This is a genomic window from Klebsiella sp. GW_Kp182 (genome assembly GCF_040062275.1).
Lineage (GTDB): Bacteria > Pseudomonadota > Gammaproteobacteria > Enterobacterales > Enterobacteriaceae > Klebsiella > Klebsiella michiganensis.
In genome coordinates this window covers 172,126-194,212 of the sequence record NZ_JBEAFQ010000006.1, presented here as the reverse complement: position 1 = coordinate 194,212, position 22,087 = coordinate 172,126, and the positions used below count along the sequence as shown (strand labels likewise).

The 22,087-nt window shown below is 60.5% G+C and carries 20 protein-coding genes; 6 read left to right on the top strand and 14 right to left on the bottom strand.

Annotated features, from left to right (window positions below):
• Positions 1-235: 235 nt before the first annotated feature.
• The 9 genes from ABLU88_RS08490 to ABLU88_RS08450 all read right to left on the bottom strand — a co-directional run bounded on the left by ABLU88_RS08490 (position 236) and on the right by ABLU88_RS08450 (position 10,136).
• Positions 236-1,639, bottom strand: a complete 1,404-nt coding sequence (locus ABLU88_RS08490; protein ID WP_348836304.1) for a DUF1996 domain-containing protein — start codon at positions 1,637-1,639, stop codon at positions 236-238.
• Positions 1,640-1,719: 80 nt separating this feature from the next.
• Positions 1,720-2,457: a polyphenol oxidase family protein gene (locus tag ABLU88_RS08485; protein WP_014229693.1), complete on the bottom strand. Its 738-nt coding sequence runs from the start codon at positions 2,455-2,457 to the stop codon at positions 1,720-1,722.
• A gap of 141 nt (positions 2,458-2,598) precedes the next feature.
• Positions 2,599-3,795: a 3-(3-hydroxy-phenyl)propionate transporter MhpT gene (gene mhpT / locus ABLU88_RS08480; protein ID WP_348836303.1), complete on the bottom strand. Its 1,197-nt coding sequence runs from the start codon at positions 3,793-3,795 to the stop codon at positions 2,599-2,601.
• Positions 3,796-3,869: 74 nt separating this feature from the next.
• On the bottom strand, positions 3,870-4,886 hold the full coding sequence (mhpE, locus tag ABLU88_RS08475) for a 4-hydroxy-2-oxovalerate aldolase (RefSeq protein WP_004851699.1): 1,017 nt from the start codon (positions 4,884-4,886) through the stop codon (positions 3,870-3,872).
• A complete protein-coding gene (gene mhpF / locus ABLU88_RS08470; protein WP_325935082.1) occupies positions 4,883-5,833 on the bottom strand; it encodes an acetaldehyde dehydrogenase in 951 nt (316 codons plus the stop codon). Before mhpF ends, mhpE begins: the two co-directional genes overlap by 4 nt.
• Complete coding sequence (gene mhpD, locus ABLU88_RS08465) at positions 5,826-6,632, bottom strand: 2-keto-4-pentenoate hydratase (RefSeq protein WP_004851704.1); 807 nt, start codon at positions 6,630-6,632, stop codon at positions 5,826-5,828. The genes mhpF and mhpD overlap by 8 nt, the downstream gene beginning before the upstream one ends.
• 9 nt (positions 6,633-6,641) lie before the next feature.
• Positions 6,642-7,508, bottom strand: coding sequence for a 2-hydroxy-6-oxonona-2,4-dienedioate hydrolase (mhpC, locus tag ABLU88_RS08460; RefSeq protein ID WP_025108200.1), 867 nt, complete (start codon positions 7,506-7,508; stop codon positions 6,642-6,644).
• Positions 7,509-7,525: 17 nt separating this feature from the next.
• Complete coding sequence (gene mhpB / locus ABLU88_RS08455; RefSeq protein WP_348836302.1) at positions 7,526-8,470, bottom strand: 2,3-dihydroxyphenylpropionate/2,3-dihydroxicinnamic acid 1,2-dioxygenase; 945 nt, start codon at positions 8,468-8,470, stop codon at positions 7,526-7,528.
• Position 8,471: 1 nt separating this feature from the next.
• Positions 8,472-10,136: a bifunctional 3-(3-hydroxy-phenyl)propionate/3-hydroxycinnamic acid hydroxylase gene (locus ABLU88_RS08450; RefSeq protein WP_025108201.1), complete on the bottom strand. Its 1,665-nt coding sequence runs from the start codon at positions 10,134-10,136 to the stop codon at positions 8,472-8,474.
• A gap of 190 nt (positions 10,137-10,326) precedes the next feature.
• Between ABLU88_RS08450 and ABLU88_RS08445 the strand changes: the two genes are divergently transcribed.
• From ABLU88_RS08445 to ABLU88_RS08430, 4 genes are all read left to right on the top strand, one after another.
• Positions 10,327-11,133, top strand: coding sequence for a DNA-binding transcriptional regulator (locus ABLU88_RS08445; RefSeq protein WP_134898241.1), 807 nt, complete (start codon positions 10,327-10,329; stop codon positions 11,131-11,133).
• A gap of 97 nt (positions 11,134-11,230) precedes the next feature.
• Entirely contained in the window at positions 11,231-12,289 is a 1,059-nt protein-coding gene (locus ABLU88_RS08440; RefSeq protein ID WP_134898243.1) for an ABC transporter substrate-binding protein, read from the top strand.
• Entirely contained in the window at positions 12,282-13,286 is a 1,005-nt protein-coding gene (locus ABLU88_RS08435; RefSeq protein ID WP_049080133.1) for an iron ABC transporter permease, read from the top strand. Before ABLU88_RS08440 ends, ABLU88_RS08435 begins: the two co-directional genes overlap by 8 nt.
• On the top strand, positions 13,286-14,035 hold the full coding sequence (locus ABLU88_RS08430; protein WP_154904508.1) for an ABC transporter ATP-binding protein: 750 nt from the start codon (positions 13,286-13,288) through the stop codon (positions 14,033-14,035). Before ABLU88_RS08435 ends, ABLU88_RS08430 begins: the two co-directional genes overlap by 1 nt.
• On the opposite strand, the gene ABLU88_RS08425 is transcribed toward ABLU88_RS08430, so the two are convergent.
• The 4 genes from ABLU88_RS08425 to ABLU88_RS08410 form a co-directional block, all read right to left on the bottom strand.
• Positions 14,019-14,759 carry a substrate-binding domain-containing protein gene (locus ABLU88_RS08425; RefSeq protein ID WP_348836300.1) on the bottom strand — a complete coding sequence of 247 codons (741 nt, stop codon included), beginning with the start codon at positions 14,757-14,759 and terminating at the stop codon, positions 14,019-14,021. The genes ABLU88_RS08430 and ABLU88_RS08425 overlap by 17 nt on opposite strands.
• Positions 14,760-14,818: 59 nt before the next feature.
• Entirely contained in the window at positions 14,819-15,655 is an 837-nt protein-coding gene (locus ABLU88_RS08420; protein WP_025108207.1) for a hypothetical protein, read from the bottom strand.
• A 31-nt stretch (positions 15,656-15,686) separates the two neighbouring features.
• Complete coding sequence (locus ABLU88_RS08415; protein WP_048262468.1) at positions 15,687-17,006, bottom strand: MFS transporter; 1,320 nt, start codon at positions 17,004-17,006, stop codon at positions 15,687-15,689.
• A gap of 79 nt (positions 17,007-17,085) precedes the next feature.
• On the bottom strand, positions 17,086-18,939 hold the full coding sequence (locus ABLU88_RS08410; RefSeq protein WP_348836298.1) for a TIM barrel protein: 1,854 nt from the start codon (positions 18,937-18,939) through the stop codon (positions 17,086-17,088).
• 126 nt (positions 18,940-19,065) lie between these two features.
• On the opposite strand from ABLU88_RS08410, the gene ABLU88_RS08405 reads away from it, so the two are divergent.
• A complete protein-coding gene (locus tag ABLU88_RS08405) occupies positions 19,066-19,704 on the top strand; it encodes a TetR/AcrR family transcriptional regulator (RefSeq protein ID WP_014229708.1) in 639 nt (212 codons plus the stop codon).
• A 26-nt stretch (positions 19,705-19,730) separates the two neighbouring features.
• Here ABLU88_RS08405 and fumD read toward each other — a convergent pair whose 3' ends face one another.
• Positions 19,731-19,943 carry a fumarate hydratase FumD gene (gene fumD, locus ABLU88_RS08400; protein WP_004851729.1) on the bottom strand — a complete coding sequence of 71 codons (213 nt, stop codon included), beginning with the start codon at positions 19,941-19,943 and terminating at the stop codon, positions 19,731-19,733.
• A 509-nt stretch (positions 19,944-20,452) separates the two neighbouring features.
• Here fumD and pykF point away from each other — a divergent pair.
• On the top strand, positions 20,453-21,865 hold the full coding sequence (gene pykF / locus ABLU88_RS08395; RefSeq protein WP_004119183.1) for a pyruvate kinase PykF: 1,413 nt from the start codon (positions 20,453-20,455) through the stop codon (positions 21,863-21,865).
• Positions 21,866-22,087 lie beyond the last annotated feature (222 nt).

Genomic DNA, 22,087 nt, shown 5'->3' with positions numbered 1-22,087 from the left:
GCATCGCCTCCGGGAAATTATGCCGCACTGCGCTCTGCTCCCGGGGGCGGCGCAAAGCGCCTGCCCGGGCTACAGGTCCACCGCCGTCTGCCATACCGTCGCCCGGACAGATGCGCAGCATCGCCTCCGGGGAATTATGACGCACTGCGCTCTGCTCCCGGGGGCGGCGCAAGCGCCTGCCCGGGCTACAGGTCCACCGCCGTCTGCGAACCCGTCGCCCGGGGAAGGGCCGCAATCAGATCTCCGGGGTATTTTTAAAGCCCATCAGCATCAGCATCGGCTCCTGCTGTGAGTCCGCCGGGTCGAAATGGTAGCGATTGCCCTGGCGGTCGCCGCCGATATACCACGAGATCTCGGTTTTGCCTTCCGCCAGCGCCTTGCGCACCGCTTTATCGACATCCACCATCCGGTATTCGCGTTTGGAATTGAGGTACAGCGACGCCTCCGAGCTGTAGTTGCAGGGCGGGCGATGATTCCAGGTCACGCTGTTCGCGCTCCAGTCGTTGCTCGCCGGATAGAAAAAGATCTGATCCGCGCCGTTGGTTTCCACTTTTCCGCCGTAGATCCGCAGCTGATATTTAAACAGCGAGGCGTCCTGATCCTGCGGCAGCGGCGGGATAGGGAATTTCACCAGCGTCATGGTTTCCGGATTGTGCGTGCGCCCGCCGTTTTGCCAGTTATCGCTGACCACCAGGTTTTCCGGCGCGGGATGGGCAACCGTCGGCGCGGTGCTGTCCACCAGCGCATTCTCCTTCACCGTCGTGAAGCGATACGGCACCGCGCTGCCGCAGTCGATTCCCTTGTTCATGCAGCGCTCGGTCATATAGTGCGCCCCTTCCACCGTCCAGCCGTTCATAAAATCCGCGTGCGCCGTATAGATACTGCCCCAGCGCTCTTCGCGCTTCTCACCGTCCATGATCGGATCCAGGGAGAGCTGAATCTTCGCGGTATCCAGGGATGTAATCTGCGGCAGAACGTAGGCCACATTCATATTCACCGTCGGGATTTTCACCGGATAGTCGCTCGGACAGGCGCCGTTGACGTCGTATGCCGCGTTACTGTGTCCGTGAGCCGGTTTGAGGTTGACCCCATCCCAGCAGTTGGGGAACTGAATACCGATATTAAACTGTACCGCATCACCACCTTTACGCAGCCCACAGACTTCGCCGGCCTTGTTGCTGTAGCCTTTGCCGTTAGCGCACAAAAAGGTGATGCGCGAGCTGGGCGCCGAACCGTGGTGATCGCCCGCCAGCAGTTCGAGACCCGCCGGGAACGGGTGCAGCGGATACTGTTCCACTTTGGTGGTCTGATAGTAGGTTTTTTGATACGCCGGCGTCACCACCTGACCATCCGGCAGCTTCATCGATGGCACCCGGTAGGCGGAACCGTCGGCCTTGTTATCGCAGGTGGTTTCCGGCTGGTCGCGCAGCGTCTGATAGGTGGAAACCGCATCGGTATGGGTATTACCAAAAAAATCATGCCACATGGCCTGATTCGGTTTGCCGAACATCATGATGGCGTCATCGCCCAACGTATGGTGATAAGCGCAGACCACGTGGGCCTGCGGGCCGGCATGAGCGGAAAACGCGCCGGCAACCAGCAGCGGCGCGAGAGTTAAAGTGAACGCGTTCAATTTCATTTTGCAATCCTCCTTGTTTGAAGGAGTGCAGAGATAGCAAACGCCCGCCGATGTTACACATCATCAAACATCATTTCGTCTCATCGGCCCGCCCCATCAGGCTCGCGCATGATCCATGAGTACTGAAATGACTTCGGCGCCGGGAAATGCGTGCGCCGACGAAACGACCCCAGCCGCTGCGGCGTGCAGTAGGTGCAGCTCCCCAGCCACTCCATGTTTTCCTCCGGCACGCCCGCGCTGCGCAGCAGGAGGTGGGCAAAAGCCCGCAGATCGAACCACGCATTGTCGCCCGCGGTCGCTTTCGCCTGCTCCCCCTCCGACGCTGCCTGATGGGACAGGAAGAGCTGCTCCCGATGGCGTTTTGCCAGCTCGCCGGCGGGCATCGCCAGCAGCGCCTGGTAGAAGTCGCCGGTGACTTCATAGCAGCAGGGGTGAATATGCGGCCCGCTCACCACCACCAGATCTTGCGGGTCGACGTGATAACGCTGAAACAGCGCGAGGCTATTTTCGATAATCCCGCTGGCCGCGCCGCGCCAGCCTGCGTGCACGCTGCAGACATAGCGCCCATCGCGCGACGCCATCAGCAGCGGCAGACAGTCGGCGGTCACCACGCCCATCTTTTGCCCGCTGACGGCGGTAAACATCGCATCGGCGTGGGGGCGCTCCGCCTGCGGCGCCCGATACTCATGTACGATATTGCTGTGAACCAGTTTAACCGGCGCCATTTCGCTATAGGGAAAGGCGGCGGTTTCATGAACGTCGAGAAAGGCGTAGCGGATACCGGGGATATCGCTCAGTAAGCGGGATGTAAAAGACATGATGCTCGGAAGAATCAATGGATGATGATTTAACCTATGCCAAAGTAGCGAGATGCGCAAGGCGGATCCCCGGGCTACCAGTCCGGTAGCCCGGGCAAGGCGCGGCTTTACCGCGCCGCCCCCGGGAATCAGCGAAAATGCTCAGGCCAGCGCCGTGCGCTTTTGTCGGCTCATCAGCCAGAACACCGCCGCGCCCGCCAGCAGAATGCCGGGAGCAGACGCGGCCATCACCCCGACGGTGCCGGTGCCCAGCGCCAGCATTTTGCCCGCCAGCAGCGGACCGCTCATCGCGCCGAGACGGCCAATCGCCACCGCCGTCCCCACGCCGGTGGCGCGGATTTCGGTGCGATAGAACAGCGGAGCCAGCGCGTAAAGCACGCTCTGGCCACCGGTGGCAAACAGTCCGGCGACAAAGCCGGAGAAGAGCATTGCGGTCAGCGAGGACGCGGTCCCCAGCGCCAGCAGCGACGCCAGCATGCCGGTATAGATCAGCAGCGACATCCACAGCGGGCTGAGCTTATCCATCAGCGCCCCCAGCAGCAGCGTGCCGCAGGCGGCGCCAAACTGCAGGACAAACATCACCCCCGCCGCCTCGCTGGGGCTGAACCCCTGGCCGACTAACAGCATCGGCAGCCAGTTGATCAGCATATAGACCACCAGCAGCGTGAAAAAATAGCACAGCCACAGCAGCAGCGTGGCGGTAGCGTTGCCCGGCGCGAGGAGCGTGCGCAGCGGCACGCCCCGCGCGCTGCGCTGAAACACCGGCGATTCCGGCAGCCAGCGCAGCAGCAGCGGCACCAGCAGCAGCGGAACGATACCGCCGATCCAGAACACCGTTTGCCAGGCCGCGGCAAGGCCGAAAAAGCCCAGCGCCGCCGCCAGCGCCGCGCCGATGGGGACGCCGCAGTACATCAGGCTGACCGCCCTTCCGCGAAAGCGGGGGCCGGCGGCCTCGGAGGTTAAGGCAATCAGATTCGGCAGCGCCGCGCCCAGGCCGGCGCCGGTCAGCAGCCGGGCCAGCAGCAGCGTGGGATAATTCCACGCCAGCGCGGTAGCGATTGAGAACAGGCCAAAGAGCAGCACCGAGCCCAGCAGAATTCGCTTGCGGCCATAGCGATCCGCCAGCATGCCGCCCACCAGCGCGCCGGGCAGCAGGCCGAGGATCCCGGCGCTGAAAATCCAGCCCATCTGCATTTTATCCAGCGCGAACGCCTGCGCCATGCCTACGGCGGCGATGCCTGCCGCCTGCAGATCCAGCCCTTCCATCAGGGCCACCATAAAACAGAGCCCGACGGTTAACATCAGGCGCGAATTGCTTGCAGTCGTTGTTTGGGTCATAGGGTACCTTTGCGATATCCGGACAAGCGGAGCAGGTGAATGGCGGCTGATACGTTGCCAGCCGCGCGTTGCTTTTATTTGCTGCGGTTAAGCAGATCCAGCGCGACGTCGACGATCATATCCTCCTGACCGCCCACCATCCGCCGCTTGCCGAGCTCGACGAGGATATCCACCGCGCTCAGGCCGTAGCGCCCGGCGGCCGCTTCGCTGTGGCGCAGAAAGCTGGAGTAAACCCCGGCATAGCCCAGCGCCAGCGTTTCGCGGTCAACCCGCACCGGGCGATCCTGCAGCGGGCGCACCAGCTCATCGGCGGCGTTCATCAGAGCATACAGATCGGTACCGTGATTCCAGCCGAGCTTATCGGCGGCGGCGATAAACACCTCCAGCGGCGCGTTGCCCGCCCCGGCCCCCATCCCCGCCAGGCTGGCATCGATACGGTCGCAGCCCTCTTCCACCGCGGCGATGGAGTTGGCCACGCCGAGACTGAGGTTATGGTGCGCGTGCATCCCGGTGGCGGTTTCCGGCTTCAGCACCGCCTTGAGGGCGCGGAAGCGATCGCGAATATCGTTCATGTTCATCGCCCCGCCGGAATCCACCACGTAAATACAGGTGGCGCCGTAGGATTCCATCTTCAGCGCCTGCTGCGCCAGCTGTTCCGGGGAGGTCATATGGCTCATCATCAGGAAGCCGACGGTGTCCATGCCCAGCTCGCGGGCGAAGGCGATATGCTGCGCGGAAACATCCGCCTCGGTGCAGTGGGTCGCCACGCGCACCACCCGCGCCCCGGCCTGATACGCGTTTTTCAGGTCGTGCAGAGTGCCAATGCCGGGTAGCAATAAAGTGGCGATCTTCGCCTGGCTGACCGACTCCGCCGCCGCCTCAATCCACTGCAGGTCGCTGTACGCGCCGAAGCCGTAGTTAAAGCTGGAACCCTGCAGACCGTCGCCGTGGGCCACCTCTATCGAATCGACGCCCGCGCAATCCAGCGCCCGGGCAATCTGGCGCACATTGTCGAGCGAGTATTGATGACGAATCGCGTGCATCCCGTCGCGCAGGGTCACGTCTGAAATATAGAGTTTTTTGCCGTTCATGCTGCTTCTCCCGCCGCGTCGTTCATCGCCTGGGCCATTTTTTCCGCCGTCGCCAGCGCCGCCGACGTCATAATATCGAGGTTACCCGCGTAGGCTGGCAGATAGTGCGCCGCCCCTTCGACCTCGAGATAAACCGCCGTTTTCAGGCCGGAGAAGCGGCCGACGCCCGGCAGGTTTACCGGTTTATCTTCCGGGATGACCTCAAACTGTACCTGCTGCTTCAGGCGATATCCCGGCACGTAGGCCTGCACCGCCGCCGCCATCTCGGCGATCGAAGCGGCAATCGCCTGCTGCGATGCCGCTTCGCTCAGGACATAAACGGTGTCGCGCATCATCAGCGGCGGCTCCGCCGGATTCAGCACGATAATCGCTTTGCCTTTCGCCGCGCCGCCCACTTTCTCAATGGCCTGCGAGGTGGTTTCGGTAAATTCATCAATGTTGGCGCGCGTCCCCGGCCCGGCGGATTTGCTGGCAATTGAGGCGACGATCTCCGCATAGTGCACTTTTGCCACCCGAGAGACCGCCGCCACCATCGGGATGGTGGCCTGGCCGCCGCAGGTCACCATATTGACGTTGCCTTCGGCCAGATTGGCCTCGAGATTGACCACCGGCACGCAGTACGGGCCGATGGCCGCCGGGGTCAGGTCGATCACCCGGATCCCCGGCCTGGCTTCCCGCAGCGCGACGTCGTTTTTCACGTGCGCTCCGGCGCTGGTGGCGTCAAAAACCACATCGATATCGGCGAATTCCGCCATCTGCATCAGGCCGCCAACGCCCTCGTGCGTGGTGGCGACGCCCATGCGCCGGGCGCGGGCCAGGCCGTCGGACTCGGGGTCGATGCCGACCATTACCGCCATCTCCAGGTGCTGCCCGTGGCGCAGAATTTTGATCATTAAATCGGTGCCGATATTGCCGGAGCCGATAATGGCGACTTTACGTTTACTCATCACTCTCTTCCTCTTTGGCGACAAAGGTCGCCGCCACTGAACCTAAACCGTCGATATGGGCGGCAAAACGATCGCCGGCGGTAATCGCCACCATCGGGCCTAACGCCCCGGTCAGCACGATATCCCCCGCCCGCAGCGGCTCGCCGAGGCTGGCCATTTTGCGCGCCAGCCACACCGCCGCGTTCAGCGGATGGCCAAGACATTCGCTGCCGCGCCCGCTGGAGACCTCTTCCTCGTTACGGGTCATGCGCATCGCGCAGTTTTTCAGATCCAGCCCATCCGGGCGCCGCGCCGGGCTACCCAGCACGTAAACGCCGCAGGAGGCGTTATCGGCGACCGTATCGACAAAGCCAATCGACCAGTCGCGAATACGGCTGCCGACCACCTCCAGCGCGGGAAGCACCCAGTCGATGGCGGCGTACAGTTCATCAAAGGTGGTATCGGCATGCGGCAGATCGCGTTTCAGCACCAGGGCGATTTCGGCCTCCACTTTCGGCTGCAGCACCCGGGAGAACGGCACATCGGCGTTATCGCCGTAGCACATGTCGGCAAACAGGGTGCCGAAGTCCGGCTGGTCAACGCCCAGCTGCTGCTGCACTTTAGGATGGGTCAGCCCCACCTTGCGTCCCGCCACCCGGCGGCCGTTCGCCACGTGGTGCTGCACGTTCATCCGCTGGATGGCGTAGGCCGCTTCCGCGTTGTCAACGCCGAGCGCATCGCGCAGCGGTTCAATCGCCTGGCCGCGGCTTTCCGCCTCACGCAGACGCTGCGCCAGTTGTTCAAGAGATAAGGTTGTCATCAGCACTCCTCAGGTACGCGCCAGAAAATCGAGCACCAGCTGGTTAAAGCTCTCCGCGTGCTCCCACTGCGCCCAGTGGCCGCAGTCGCGATAGATATGTAGTTCGGAACCGTTAATACCCGCCAGCAGGCGCAGCCCGGCGTCCATCGGTACAAAGCGATCGTTACGCCCCCAGACGATCAGGGTCTGCGCGCGGATTTCGCCGAGACGCGGGCTAAAATCCGGGAACTGCTTCGGGTTGGCTTCCAGGCTTTGGACGAAATTATCCAGATGCTCCCGGCGCGACAGCATATTATTGAGGCGCGCTTCAAACAGCGCGTCGGTCAAATCGCGGGTATCGAAGACAAAGATGTTCATCATCTTTTTCAGGTTTTCGATGGTCGGCTCACGGTACAGGCCGTTCAGCAGCTTGATGCCTTCCGTCGGCATCGGCGTAAACAGGCTCATGCCGCCGGTTCCGCCGCCCATCAGCACCAGTTTGCCGACGCGCTCCGGCCAGCTGAGGGTAAAGGCCACCGCGCTGTGTCCGCCCATCGAATTGCCCAGCAGATGCACTTTGCTGATATCCAGCTGGTCAATCACGCTTTTCAGCACCCTGGCGTTCAGGTCGGAACGGGAGCCGCGGTTGACGATAGAATCGCTTTTTCCCCAGCCGGGGCAGTCCAGCAGAATGACCCGGTAGCCCGCCTCGACCAGCGGGTCGATATTGCGGCTAAAGTTGGCCCAGCCGGTAGCCCCGGGGCCAGAGCCGTGCAGCAGGACCACGGTTTCGTCGCCCTCGCCGCAGTCATTAAAATGGATGCGTAATGTTTCTCCGCCCTCTTCCACGTTGAGGAAACGGCTGGTGGCGGCTTCGGTTTGCGGTTGGTAGCTCATCATATTCTCCCGTTAATTCAGTTCTGCGCGGCGGCGCTCAGCGAGCCAAATCCGGCAATCCACTCGGGGATTGGTCGGTAATAGCGGCCTTCGCAGCGCCAGCGGCCAAATGCGGATAGCGCGGCAAAGGCGGCCACCCAGGTTTTAATTTCGTGCGTCGATTTCCCAGCCATTGCCGACAGCTCTTCGTTACTGACGGCATCCAGCTCCGCCAGCCGCCCCTGCTCCAGAAGGCTCATAAAGCGGGTATCCCAGACGGGGTTGAGCGGATAGAGCGAGTTCTGGTCCTCGATAAACTGCTTCGCCGCGCTAATGACCCGCTGCTGGCGCAGTTCACGCTCGTCCGGCGGCAGCTGCCTGCCGCTGCCCAGCAGCCGGTCGCGCATATGGGCATCGGCCTTCGCCAGCTCCGGTACCGGCGGCTGATGCGACAGGCCGCCGGAGCCAAGGATTAATACCCGTTTATTGAGGGTGGTCAGGAAGCGGCCAATGGCTTCGCCCAGCATGCGGGTGCGCTGAAAGCCCGGCAGCGGCGACGCCAAGCCGTTGATAAACACCGGCAGAACCGGCAGGGTATCCAGCCCGCCGAGCAGGAACTCCAGCGGTTGCGCAAAGCCGTGATCCACCTGCATGCAGTAGGAGACCGCCAGATCGATGCCCTCTTTCATCACCGCGTGGGCGCAGGCCTCCGCCAGCGCCGTCGGCACCGGCAGGACGCCGCTGGCGCTGCTGAAGTCGCCGATAGCGGTCGCCCCGATGCCTAAACAGAACGGCGGCATCACATCGTAGAAAAAGCCGTTGTAGTGATCGGGAGCAAACAGCACCACCAGCTCCGGGTCGAAGGCGGCAATGCGCGCCCGCGCGTCGGCGATGGTGCCGTTCACTTCGTCCAGCACCGCCTGTTCCGGGTCAACGTAGCCCACCAGCGGGGTATGGGAGAGGCAATGAAGATATGCGTTCATATCAGGCCACCTGTTCAATCGTTGTTGCCGCCTGCGCGGAAGCCAGCTGCATCTTGCTCGCCAGCGCGTCGAGCTTTTTGCTCAGGGTTTGCGGGATGGCCACGGTGGCTACGAAGCGGTCCGGACGCACCACGGCAATGGCGGTATCGTGCTGCGCGAACCAGCTTTTCAGGCGGTTTTGCGTATCGCCGATGCGGATAACGCCGGGCACGTTGTCCTGATCGCAATGAATCTGCACCTCCGGCACCACCTGGATAAAGCGCACCCCGACCGCGCGCCAGCGGGCTATTTGTTCATCGTTGAGCCCCCACTGCGGATTACAGCCCCAGGCGATAATGGCGAATCTGGCGCCAATCACCTCATCGAGCAGCGTCACCTGCCCGTTTTCCAGCGTCACCTTCGGCTGGATAAACATTTTGCCGACCGGGGACGTTTTGCTTTCGCCTTCCGCCAGCAGCGCGCCGTCGCGATACTGCGGCATTGGCTTGAAACGCATTTCAAGGAAGTAGCGTTTAACCGGCGGCAGATAGTTGAGCAGCCACGAAACGCCGTCGCGCACCGCGCCGTGCCAGCGTTTCGGCGGCGCCAGGACGTTGCCGGCGGTGACCGACAGGTCGATCATCGCTTTGGCGTGATCGCGCCGCTCCTGTTGGTAGCTGTCCAGCAGCGCCTCTCCGGCTTTGCCGTTCACCACCAGTGCCAGCTTCCAGGCCAGGTTAAAGGCGTCGCGCATACCGCTGTTGTAGCCCTGCCCCTGCCACACCGGCATGATGTGCGCCGCGTCGCCCGCCAGCAGTACGCGATCGACGCGAAAGCGTTCGGCGATGCGCGCGTTGTGGGTGTAGACGCGCTGGCGGATCAGCTCGACGTTATCCGGGTCCGGCAGCACCTTGCTCAATAGCTGGCGCATCTTGCGCGGCTCGCTGAGCTGGGCTTCGGTTTCTCCGGGCATGACCATAAATTCGAAACGCCGTACCCCGTGCGGCAGCGCGGCGGAGACGTACGGGCGCACCGGGTCGCAGCACAGGTAGACGTGCGGCGTCGCCAGCGGATCGTTGGCGATATCAATAACAATCCATTGATTCGGCGCGGTTTTGCCTTCGAAGGGAATATTCAGCGCGCGACGAATGAAGCTGGCTCCGCCGTCGCAGGCCACCAGCCAGTCGGCGCGCACGGTTTCCCGCTCGCCGTCGCTGCCTTTGACGTTCAGGGTGACACCGTCACTATTCTGGCTAAAGGCCTCTACTTCGCGGGAAAACAGGCAGCGCACGTGGGGGAAACGGCTGAGGCCGTCGTACAGCACCGCGTCCACCTGCGGCTGAATAAACGCATTGCGGCGCGACCAGCCAAACTCGTCGGTCATCGGCTGAATATCGGCAAAGCAGCGCCCTTTCGGGGTGAGAAAGCGCATCGCGTGCCACGGCGTAGTATGCGGCAGCACGTTGTCGACCAGCCCCACCGCCTGCATCGCCCGCAGCGCCTCATCGTCGATACCGATGGCGCGGGGATAATCGATCAGCGACTCGAGCTTCTCAATCAGCACGACGCTGACGCCCATCTGCCCGAGGTAGTTGGCGATGGTCAGGCCAACCGGACCGGCGCCGGCAATAGCGACCTGCGCGCTGTGCTGTACCGCGGGTTGGATATCAGGATTGGATGTTGTCATTTTCAAAACCTCACGCTTCGGACAAATTGCCGTCACCGCACAACCTTCAGCAGGGCAATTTGTTAACTAAATGTGAATTTATTTTTATTGTGAGGTCAGTATAGGGTCGGTGATTTGCGCTACAATCAAAACATTACCGGATGAGCACCAGGTGCACATGATTGTTTATAATGATTTTTATTGAGGACGCATGAACGAAAACGCTTCGGCAGATTACAAAACGGTGCGCGGATTGAGCCGCGGATTATTGTTATTAAATTTGTTAAATAAATTCGACGGAGGCGCGACGGTCGGCACCCTGGCCGAGTTTAGCGGCCTGCATCGCACGACCGTCAGGCGGCTGCTGGAAACGCTGCAGGACGAGGGTTACGTGCGCCGCAGCCGCTCCGATGACAGCTTTCGCCTGACGATTAAAGTGCGTCAGTTAAGTGAGGGATTTCGTGACGAACATTGGATTTCTGCCCTCGCCACGCCGCTGCTTGGCGAACTGCTGCGCGAGGTTTTATGGCCGACCGACATCACCACCCTGGACGTCGATGCGATGGTGGTGCGCGAAACCACCCACCGCTTCAGCCGCCTCTCCTTCCACCGGGCGATGGTCGGCCGCCGCCTGCCGCTGCTGCTGACCGCTTCGGGATTAACTTGGCTGGCCTTCGCGCCGGAACACGAACGAAGCCCGATTGTTGAGATGCTGGCCGCCCGACCGGAAGCGGAGTATCAGCTGGCGCGCGAGCCGGAAAAACTGGCCGCCATCCTCGCACGCACCCGGCAAAACGGCTACGGCGAAAACTTTCGCGGCTGGCAGCAGGAGGAGAAAATCGCTTCCATTGCCGTCCCCATTCGCCGCCAGCAGCGGGTTATCGGCTGCCTGAACCTGGTCTATATGGCTAAAGCCATGACCATTGACCAGGCGGCGCAAAAGTACCTCGCCTCGCTGCAGAAGGTCGCTGCCCGCATAGAAGAACGGATGTCCGATGAAGAGGTGTTTTACCAATAACCTTGTCCATAGGGGGTAAATCGCCCGCCAGCCATTGCGTCCGACTTCGTTATATATTTTAATATACAGCGATTCTTCCTTTGCCGCTGAGCCCATCATGTCCAGACATCCGCGCGTTTTCTTTGCTATGGCGCTGTTAAGCGCCTGCCTGTTTGCCGGTCAGGCCTTTGCCGACCGCACCCTCACCGACCAGCTGGGTCGTGAAGTCACCCTCCCCGACCACGTCACCCGCGCCGTGGTGCTCCAGCATCAGACCTTAAACCTGCTGGTGCAGCTTAACGCCGCTGACAACGTCGTCGGCGTCATGAGCAGCTGGAAAAAGCAGCTTGGCCCGCAGTTTGCGCGCTTTATGCCGGCTATTGAGACACTACCGATGCCGGGCGATCTGACGCAGGTCAATATCGAGAGCCTGCTGGCGCTGCATCCCCAGGTGGTGTTCGTTGCCAACTACGCGCCGCCGGCGATGATCCAGCAGATCCAGGACGCCGGGATCCCGGTGGTGGCGGTCTCTCTGCGCCAGGATGCCGCGGGTGAGAAAAACAAAATGAACCCGATGATGGCCGATGAAGAGCAGGCCTATAACGAGGGGCTGAAACAGGGGATCCGCCTGATTGGCGAAGTGGTCGGGCGTCAGGCTCAGGCCGAAGCGCTGATTCAATACACCTTCAGCGCGCGCAGGCTGGCTAACGCGCCGGTTGCCGATATTCCGCAAAACGAGCGGGTGCGGGTATATATGGCCAATCCGGACCTCAACACCTACGGCTCGGGCAAATATACCGGCCTGATGATGAAGCACGCCGGGGCGCTGAACGTTGCCGCCGCCAGCGTAAAGGGCGCGCGCCAGGTCTCGCTGGAGCAGGTGCTGCAGTGGGATCCGCAGGTGATTTTCGTGCAGGACCGCTACCCGGAGGTGGTCAAACAGATACAAAACGACCCGCAGTGGCAGAGCATTGACGCGGTCAAAAATCACCGCGTGTGGCTGATGCCGGAATACGCCAAGGCCTGGGGCTACCCGATGCCGGAGGCGCTGGCGATCGGCGAGCTGTGGATGGCGAAAAAACTCTACCCCTCACGCTACAACAGCGTCGATGTCGAGGCGAAGGCGCGGGAGTACTATCAGCGTTTCTACCGCGTGAAGTGGACGCCGGATGCGTAGTCATCGTCATCCGGCCCTGCTGCAATGTACCCTCGCGCTGGTGACGATCGTGATTGCAATCGCTTCACTCTGCCTCGGGCAGTATCCGTTAAGCCTGGCGGAAGTTTTTCGCCAGCTGGCGCATCTTTCTCCCCTCGACGGCGTCGCCGGCCAGGTGGTGTGGTCGGTGCGGCTGCCGAGGATCGTGATGGCGCTGCTGGCCGGCGGCGCGCTGGGGCTGTGCGGGGCCACCTTACAGGGCGTGTTCCAGAATCCGCTGGTGGACCCGCATATCATCGGCGTCACCTCCGGTTCCGCCTTCGGCGGGACGCTGGCGATTCTGCTGGGGCTGAACGCCACGCTGATGATGGCCTCGACCTTTCTCTTCGGCCTTGCCGCGCTGATGCTGGTCTATCTGATAGCCGCGCTGCAGGGGCGCGAAAGCACCCTGGTGCTGATCCTCTCAGGCATTATCCTCAGCGGCTTTTTTGCCGCCCTGGTGAGCCTGATGCAGTACCTGGCCGATAGCGAAGAGACGCTGCCGAATATTGTTTTCTGGCTGCTCGGCAGCTTCGCCACCGCCAGCTGGCACAAAGTCCTGCTGATGGCGCTACCGGTAGCCTGCGCCGCGATGGTGCTGTTTAAGCTCCGCTGGCGGATTAACCTGCTGGCGCTGGAGGAGAAAGATGCCCGCGGTCTCGGGGTTGCGGTGACCGGGCTGCGTCGCGGGGTACTGGTGTGCTGCGCGGTGCTGGTCGCCGCTCAGGTGGCGGTCAGCGGCAGCATCGCGTGGGTCGGGCTGGTGATCCCGCATCTGGCGCGGCTGCTGGCCGGCGCCGACCACCGGCGTCTTCTCCCTACCGCCTTCTGGCTCGGCGGCGGTTTTATGATCGTCGTCGATGACCTCGCCCGCACGCTGATCCAGGCCGAAATCCCCATTGGAATCATCACCGCGCTGCTTGGCGCGCCGCTGTTCACCTGGCTGCTGGTGCAGTCGCGACGCACAGGCGCGCGCTGATGACCCTTTCCCTACAGTTAAGCAACCTGCTCTACGGCCATAACCGACCGCTGTTCGCCCCGCTGAACCTGCAGTGCCGTTCCGGCGATATCTGGGCGGTGCTCGGCGCTAACGGCCGCGGCAAAAGCACTCTGCTCGATACCCTGACCGGGGTACTGACGCCGATCGGCGGTGGGTTTACCTGCACGGGCGGTCTCGCCATCGTGCCGCAGCATTTTCGCCCGGCTTTTGGCTGGCAGGTGCGCGACGTGGTGCTGATGGGACGGGCGCGCCACGTTAATCTGTTCGCTCAGCCAACAGCGCAAGACGAATGTGAGGTGCAGAAGGCGCTGGCGCAGCTGGGGATCGCGGCGCTGGCCGACAAGGTGTTTTGCGCGCTGTCCGGCGGCCAGCAGCAGCTGGTGCTTATCGCCAGGGCGCTGGTGGGCGCCAGCCAGAATATCCTGCTGGATGAACCCTGCTCGGCGCTGGATCTGGCCAATCAGCAGCTGGTGCTGCAGCTCATCAGCGACCTGGCCCATCGCCAGAAGCGGACGGTGCTGTTTACCACGCACGATCCGACCCACGCCCTGCAGGTGGCGAACCAGACCTTGCTGCTGCTGCCCGACGGTGAATGGCTGGCGGGAGAATCAGCCGCCGTGCTGACGGAAGCGAATCTTCAGCGCGCGTATGGTTTAGCGGTACGCAAAGTCCATCCTCCCGGGTCGGCGCTGCCGCTGCTGGCTCCGCAGTTTACGATTCGTCGTTGATAGGCAAAAAACCGGCGTTTTTCAGTAAGCGCTGCCCCTCCGCGCCGAGGATAAAGCGGCACAGCCGCTGCGCCCCGGCGCTCTGTTCAATCTGCGCCAGCAGGTAGTCGCAGCGAACATTCCACACCGGCGGAATAAGCAGCGTGCGCAGATCGCTGCACGCCGCCATCTGCGCGGCATAGTGAGCATAGCCGATAAACAGGTCGGTTAAGTTTTCACGGATCAGCCACGCCCCGGCGATTTCTCCCGCCGGCACCGGCAGCGAGTCTCGGCCGCCTACCAGCGGCCGCGCGCGCGCCATGATGGCGGCACCGACGCCGGGACAGCGCTCTTCAATGTGGGAGAAAAGCTGCCAGGTGTAGTCGCCTGAAGGGTCGCAGCCCGGCGTTGAGGTTGCCAGGCGTAAGTCCGGGTCGCTGAGCAGCGCCAACCACTCTCGCGTCTCGGTTGTTGCGCCGCGGCGGGCGGTCAGCATCAGCTGATTCCGGGCGAACAGATAGCACGCCCCGGCCAGCCCGGCCTGACGTAGCGCCTGCGGATGTTGGCTATTGGCCGAGGCGAACACCGAGCACGGCTCTCCGCCCTCAATGCGCTCGCGCAGCAGCCCTGCCGGACCAAAATGGACCTCGACCGGGATGCCGGTCTGTTGCTGAAAGCCCGCCAGCAGCGGAATGAAAGCGCTTTTCAGGCTTCCCGCCGCCAGCAGCGCTAGGGAGGGAGTCATAAGAACCATCGCTATATAGTCATAAATACAGCGCTATAATAACGCAGGTTCAGATCATTTCAGTAGCGAATTTCCGCCAGTTCGCGCAGCTGTTCCGGCGTTGCCACCGGCAGGTTAAAGAAGCGCAGATAGGCCGGGATCATTTCAAACAGCATGTCGGTGCCGCGCTGAATGGGGCAGCCCGCCGCCTGCGCCGCCTGCAGTAGCGGAGTGAACTCCTGGGCCATAACCACTTCACCGACAAAGGTGCCCGGCGTCAGGCGCTGCGGGTCCAGCGGCAGCGGATCGCCCTCTTTCATCCCCAGCGGCGTGGCGTTAACCACCAGATCGTGCCCCTGCGGATCGCGCTGCATCAGCGTAATGTCCAGCCGAGGATAGTGCTCAAGCAGACGCCCGGCCAGCGCTTCCGCCGTCTGCGAACAGATATCGTACAGCGTCAGGGCGCTGACGCCCGCCGCCGCCAGCGATGCGGCAATGGCCGAGCCGACGCCGCCGCTGCCCACCACCAGCGCCCGCGCCCCTCGCGTCTGGAAACCTTTACGCGTGATACCGAGGACAAAGCCTTCGCCGTCAAACATATCGCCGCTCAGCGTGCCGTCGGCTTCGGGACGGATCGCGTTACAGGCGCCCGCTATCGCCGCCGTTGGGCTAAGATGCTGCACCAGCCCGCAGGTGGCGATTTTGTGCGGCATGGTGACCAGCGCGCCAATAATATTGGTCATCTTAAACAGCATCGGCACAAAGGCGGCGTAATCCTCAGGCTTGACGCCCATCGGCACCACTTTGGCGTCAACCTGCTGATGAGCCAACCACGGGTTGTAAATCATCGGCGCTTTAAACTTCGCGGTCGGATAGCCAAGATGCGCTATCAGCCGCGTATTTCCACTAATCACCATTCCCTGCTCCTTTAACAACGACTGCATCACGTTACTGCGAAAGTTCGATACGCTTGACATCGCCCAGAATAAAGACATAAGCCGCCACGCCCAGCAGCGCTGCGCCGCCGATATAAATCAGCGCGTAAAAGAAGTTGCCGGAGGCGGCAACAATGAAACCGATAATCAGCGGCGTCAGGATCCCTGCGAGGTTAGCGCAGAAGTTAAACAGGCCGCCGGTCAGACCGCCAAGGCCTTTCGGCGCGATGTCGGAGATCAACGTCCAGCCCAGCCCGACCATCCCCTGACCAAAAAAGGCGAAAGACATCACCAGAATCACCGCCAGATCGCTGGTCAGCCAGTTGGCGGAGATAATGGTGCTCGCCATTAGCAGACCGGCAATGATCGGCAGCTTACGCCCGAGGTTCGCCGAGCCGGTGGCCTTCAGCAGCTTATCGGAGACCCAGCCGCCGAACATCACGCCGCCCGCCGCCGCCAGAAACGGCATGATGGCGAAGAAGCCGACCTTAATCCACGGCATATGGCGCTCGGTGGCCAGATAGGTTGGAAACCAGGTCAGGAAGAAGACCAGCACCGTATTACCGGCAAACTGCCCGATGCTGGCGCCGAGAATCTGCCGTTTCGCCAGCAGCTGGCGGATCAGCGGCCAGCTAAAGGCGGTATGCTGCTCTGCGCCGGTGGACATTCCGCCGCCGTTGACGATGTGCTCGCGCTCCAGCTGATTGAGGTGTTTATCCTCATGCGGCTCGCGATAGCAGCGCCACCACACCAGCGCGAACATCACGCCGGCGGCGCCGACGCTAATAAACAGCGCGCGCCAGCCAAAGCTGCCCATTATCCAGAACAGCAGCGGCGCAAAACAGGCCAGCCCGAGATATTCGCCGACGGTATAGACCGCCGTCGCCTTGGCGCGCTCCTGCTGCGGGAACCAGGCGCTCACCACCCGGCTGTTCACCGGGAAACAGGGGGCTTCGCTGACGCCGAGGCCAAAACGGCACAGCAGCAGGGTTTTCAGGCCGACCGCCAGGCCGTGGAACAGGGTGAATAGCGACCACAGGGTCAGCGCCAGAAAATAGGTGACTTTATTACCGAAGCGGTCAAGGAAGATGCCGCCGGGGATCTGCGCCAGCGCGTAGGTCCAGGCAAAGGCGGAGAATACGATGCCCATCATCGCGGCATCAATACCCAGCTCTGCGGTCAGCTGCGGCGCGGCAATCCCCAGCACCGTGCGGTCGAGATAGTTGATCATGGTGCCGACCGCCAGCAGCGCAAGGATACCGATACGCCGCCGGGAAGGCCGCGCGCCGGACGCGGCGGCGGCCGTCGTGTGATTATGGCTATAAGAGTTCATAGTCGTTTCCTGTCATAGGGTACAGCCGGATGTTGTTATTGTGTTTGCGACGTTGGGTTGTGAACCATTTGCTACATTACTAGGTGTACTGCATTGCTGACAAGCGTACAGCTGCATTTACAGCACCATAAAGTGCGTAACCGTTGCGCCGCTCGGTCAGTTCAAAGAAAAAGCGTCCGGCAGAAAACGGGCGGGTATATAGGTGCAGGAATTCACCGCCGCTTCCGTCACGATCGTAAAGAATTTGATGATTCTTCAGCAGGTTGACCTGAACATCCTCGCCAAAACGGGCCGACAGATCTTCATAGTAGTTCGCCGGGATCGGCAGCGCGTTGACCGCAACCGGAGCCAGGCTGGCGAGCGTGGAGGGTAAATCGTGGCAGGCAAACGCCGCGTGCTGTAAACCTGCTCCCTGATAACAGGCTACCGAACGGGCAATTTGCGTGGCGCGGCTTTGCGAAATATTGAGCGCGAGACGAATGTCGCCCTGCGGACTGCGCACCGCCAGGCTGCGCACCAGCCCGTAAGGATCGGGCAGGGTCTGCTCATGTTCGAGCGTAAAGCCGAATACGGTGCGGAAAAAGATAATCCAGTTATCGCGGCTGTCCGCTTCCATGCCGAGTGCCAGGTGATCGATACCCCGATAATCGTTGCGCGGCGTGACGTCCGCGCGCAGATGAAAATCACGGGTGTAGATATCGTCCCCCATCTCAATCAGATAAATAAGGCTGCCGTCCGGGGCGCAAACCGCCGGGATGGGGCTTTCGTTCGGCCCGGCATCGCCCTGCCAGGTGGCGTAGCCTAAGGCACGGGCGCGTTCCCCGATCGCCGCGCTCTGGCTGACGCGCAGCGCCATGGCGCAGAGGGAAACCCCGTGACGCTGGTAAAAATGATCGGCCCAGCTATGCGGCTGGGCGTTAACCACCACCCTCGCCCCGCCGTTGCGCCAGAGGGCGACGCGTTTTGAGCGATGCGTCCCCTCTTCGGCAAAGCCGAGCTGCGTCAGCCTGTGTCCGAGTTCGCCCGCCTGCGCCGGCGTGGCGGCAAACTCGATAAACTCCAGCCCGGCGTAGAGGGGCAGTTCAGCGGAGGAAAACAGCGGCGCCCGGCTTTCCGGCAGCCGCTGACGGACCTGCTCTTCCAGCCACAGCAGCGAGCGATAGCCATCTTTCGCCGTCGCGCCGTTGGGCGATGCGCGGAAGCTGTCGTTAAAGATCTCCAGCGACCAGGGGCCGCAGTAGCCGCGGCGGGTAAGATCGCAGGCAAACTCCACCAGCGGCAGCTGCCCCTGGCCGGGAAAACAACGGAAGTGACGGCTCCATTCGAGGATATCCATTTTCATCAGCGGCGCGTCGGCCATCTGTACAAAGGTGATTTTTTCCAGCGGCACGTCCGCCAGCTGCGCCAGCGTATCGCCGCGCGCCAGCACGTGGAAACTGTCGAGCACGATGCCCAGCGCCGGGCTATCGACGCTTTTGACCCGCGCCCACGCCTGATGCCAGCGGTTGACGTGGGTGCCCCAGGCCAGCGCCTCGTAGCCAATCGTGATGTGTTCCTGCTCCGCCAGCGCAGCAAGGGCGCGTAAGTCGGCGACCTGCAGGTCGACGTCGGCGGAACAGTCCGGCTGAACGTTGCTGCACAGCAGCAGGGTGTCGCAGCCCAGCTCGTGCATAAGCGCAAATTTGCGCCTGGCGCGTTCCATGTTGGCGGCAAACTGGGCGCGGCTGGCGCCTTCAAAATCACGAAATGGTTGAAAAAGCGTGATTTTTAGCCCTAAATCTGCCGCCAGGTGGCGGATATCGGCCGGCGTACCGGTATAATAGAGCAGATCGTTTTCGAAGATTTCGACGCCCTGATAGCCCGCCGCTGCGATGGCATGGAGCTTTTCGGGTAAGGTACCGGAGATCGAGACGGTGGCGATGGAACGCAACATAGAGTCCTCGGGTCATTAGCTGACTTAGTGACCTGAATATGTATCATTTGGTTCAAATGCGCCATGATTGGTTGCAAAATTGTGATCAATATGTGTATTTTTTGCATCTCAAGAAAAGGAGCCGTTATGTCCGTCGTTGCTCATGATGAAGCGCAGTCTCTGAAAGAGCGGATCTTCGCCGCCGCCATTACCGTTTTCGCCGAGCATGGACTGTCGGGCGCGCGGATGGAGCAAATCGCCACCGAAGCGCAGACCACCAAACGCATGGTGGTCTACTACTTCAAGACCAAAGAGCTGCTTTATCAGGCCGTGCTGCAGCACGTCTACGCGAGGATCCGCGAAACCGAGCAGCAGCTCGGGCTGGAAAACGTACCGCCGGTAGAGGCGCTGGTGCAGCTGGTGAAGTGGAGCGTGCGCTATCACGCCACGCACGCTGACTATATGCGGGTGATCTGTATGGAAAACATGCAGCGCGGGAAATGGCTGAAAAGTTCAGGTCAGCTGAAACCGCTGAACCGCACCGCCCTGTCGATCCTGGAAGATATTCTTCAGCGCGGGCAGCAGCAAGGGGTGTTTCAGGCAGGGCTGGAAGCGCGCGATGTGCATCGATTAATCAGTAGCTTTAGCTTCTACCAGGTATCAAACTTTTATACGTTCAGCAGCCTCTACCTGGACGATCCGATGCCGGCTATTGATGATGAAGCGATGGTCGCCCACCACTGCGATATTGCCGTCAAGGCGGTTATTCGCTTTGTGATTTCCTGAAGCGCGCGGGAAACGCCCGGCGGCGGCTAGTTTCCGGAAAGCGCATGGACCACCTTCTCCATCGCTTCCTGCGTCAGCGCGGAACGTTTGATTTTCGGGTTCGCCAGGGCGGTACGCACCACGCCGGCGATAACGATATGCTTTGGCTCCTGACCCAGGTCGCGCATCTCCAGCACGACTTTGCCCACTACGCGGCACATTTCCTGATACAGCGCCTCATCTTTGGCTGTGTTTCCCATTCTATTTCACTCTCAATTTTTCATTATCAATCAAATCATTATTGATATATTTCCTGAGTAAATCAAACCAGCTCCGCGTTTGTGCCTCAGAGACCGCTTTTCCCTGGCAAACTTGTGAATAAACCCGCGTTTCCGCCCTCTTTATCTTGTCAGGTGATGAAAAAATGTGTTGCGCATAAGCGTAGGATTAGTTTGCATTTTGTTAAGTATATAACTATAGAAATGAAACATGGTTTTCATTTTCTTTTTTGGATTTGGCAACGTATAATGCCCAACAAATTCTTATTGAATGGTTTCAGCGCATTGGATTGCATGACTAAACGCATAACACGTTGCCTCTTTTCATGGGCTGAACCGCCAGCACACATTCTTCTGCACGCTCTTTTGTTGTCACCTATCCTTAGAGCGTGGCATAGCAACTTTCGTAATACAGGTTTAACTCTGCGGCAGTGCGCCCACGGAGTCAGATTCCCCATCCCTATCCTTCACAACTTAAAGATTAAACTGTCATGAAAAAGACCAAAATTGTTTGCACCATCGGTCCGAAAACCGAATCCGAAGAGATGTTGACCAAAATGCTGGACGCTGGCATGAACGTTATGCGTCTGAACTTCTCTCACGGTGATTACGCGGAACACGGTCAGCGCATCCAGAACCTGCGCAATGTGATGAGTAAAACCGGTAAGAAAGCGGCAATCCTTCTGGATACCAAAGGTCCGGAAATCCGTACCATTAAGCTGGAAGGCGGCAACGACGTTTCTCTGAAAGCGGGCCAGACCTTTACCTTCACCACCGACAAATCCGTTGTCGGTAATAACGAAATCGTTGCGGTGACCTATGAAGGTTTCACCAGCGACCTGAGCGTCGGCAACACCGTACTGGTTGACGATGGTCTGATCGGTATGGAAGTCACCGCTATCGAAGGCAACAAAGTTGTTTGTAAAGTACTGAACAACGGCGACCTTGGCGAGAACAAAGGCGTTAACCTGCCGGGCGTGTCTATCGCTCTGCCGGCGCTGGCCGAAAAAGACAAGCAGGACCTGATCTTCGGTTGCGAACAGGGCGTTGACTTTGTTGCGGCCTCCTTTATCCGTAAGCGTTCTGACGTTGTTGAAATCCGTGAACACCTGAAAGCCCACGGCGGCGAGAAGATCCAGATCATCTCCAAAATTGAAAACCAGGAAGGCCTGAACAACTTCGACGAGATCCTCGAAGCCTCTGACGGCATCATGGTTGCGCGTGGCGACCTGGGCGTTGAAATCCCGGTTGAAGAAGTGATCTTCGCGCAGAAGATGATGATCGAAAAATGTATCCGCGCGCGTAAAGTCGTTATCACCGCGACTCAGATGCTGGATTCTATGATCAAAAACCCGCGTCCGACCCGTGCGGAAGCAGGCGACGTGGCTAACGCCATCCTCGACGGCACCGACGCAGTTATGCTGTCCGGCGAATCCGCAAAAGGTAAATACCCGCTGGAAGCGGTCACCATCATGGCGACCATCTGCGAGCGTACCGACCGCGTGATGACCAGCCGTCTTGAATACAACAACGACAACCGTAAGCTGCGCATCACCGAAGCGGTTTGCCGCGGTGCGGTTGAAACGGCTGAAAAACTGGAAGCGCCGCTGATCGTTGTGGCAACCCAGGGCGGTAAATCCGCGCGCGCCGTACGTAAATACTTCCCGGATGCCACCATCCTGGCGCTGACCACCAATGAAACGACCGCGCGTCAGCTGGTGCTGAGCAAAGGCGTTGTGGCGCAGCTGGTTGAAGATATCTCTTCTACCGATGCCTTCTATATCCAGGGTAAAGAGCTGGCGCTGCAGAGCGGCCTGGCGCGTAAAGGCGACGTGGTTGTTATGGTCTCCGGCGCGTTGGTCCCGAGCGGAACCACCAATACCGCTTCCGTGCACGTGCTGTAATAATTTACAGGTTAATTAGTATTTCCTTTAAAAGCGCCTCTTCGGGGCGCTTTTTTTTATTCTGGCACTAGCCGCTATTAATAAAAATGCAAATCGGAATTTACTATTTAATGCGAGATTATCTAAGATGAATCCGATGGAAGCGCGCTGTTTTCACTCGCCTTTTTAAAGTTACGTGATGATTTCGATGCTTCTTTGAGCGAACGATCAAAAATAAGTGCA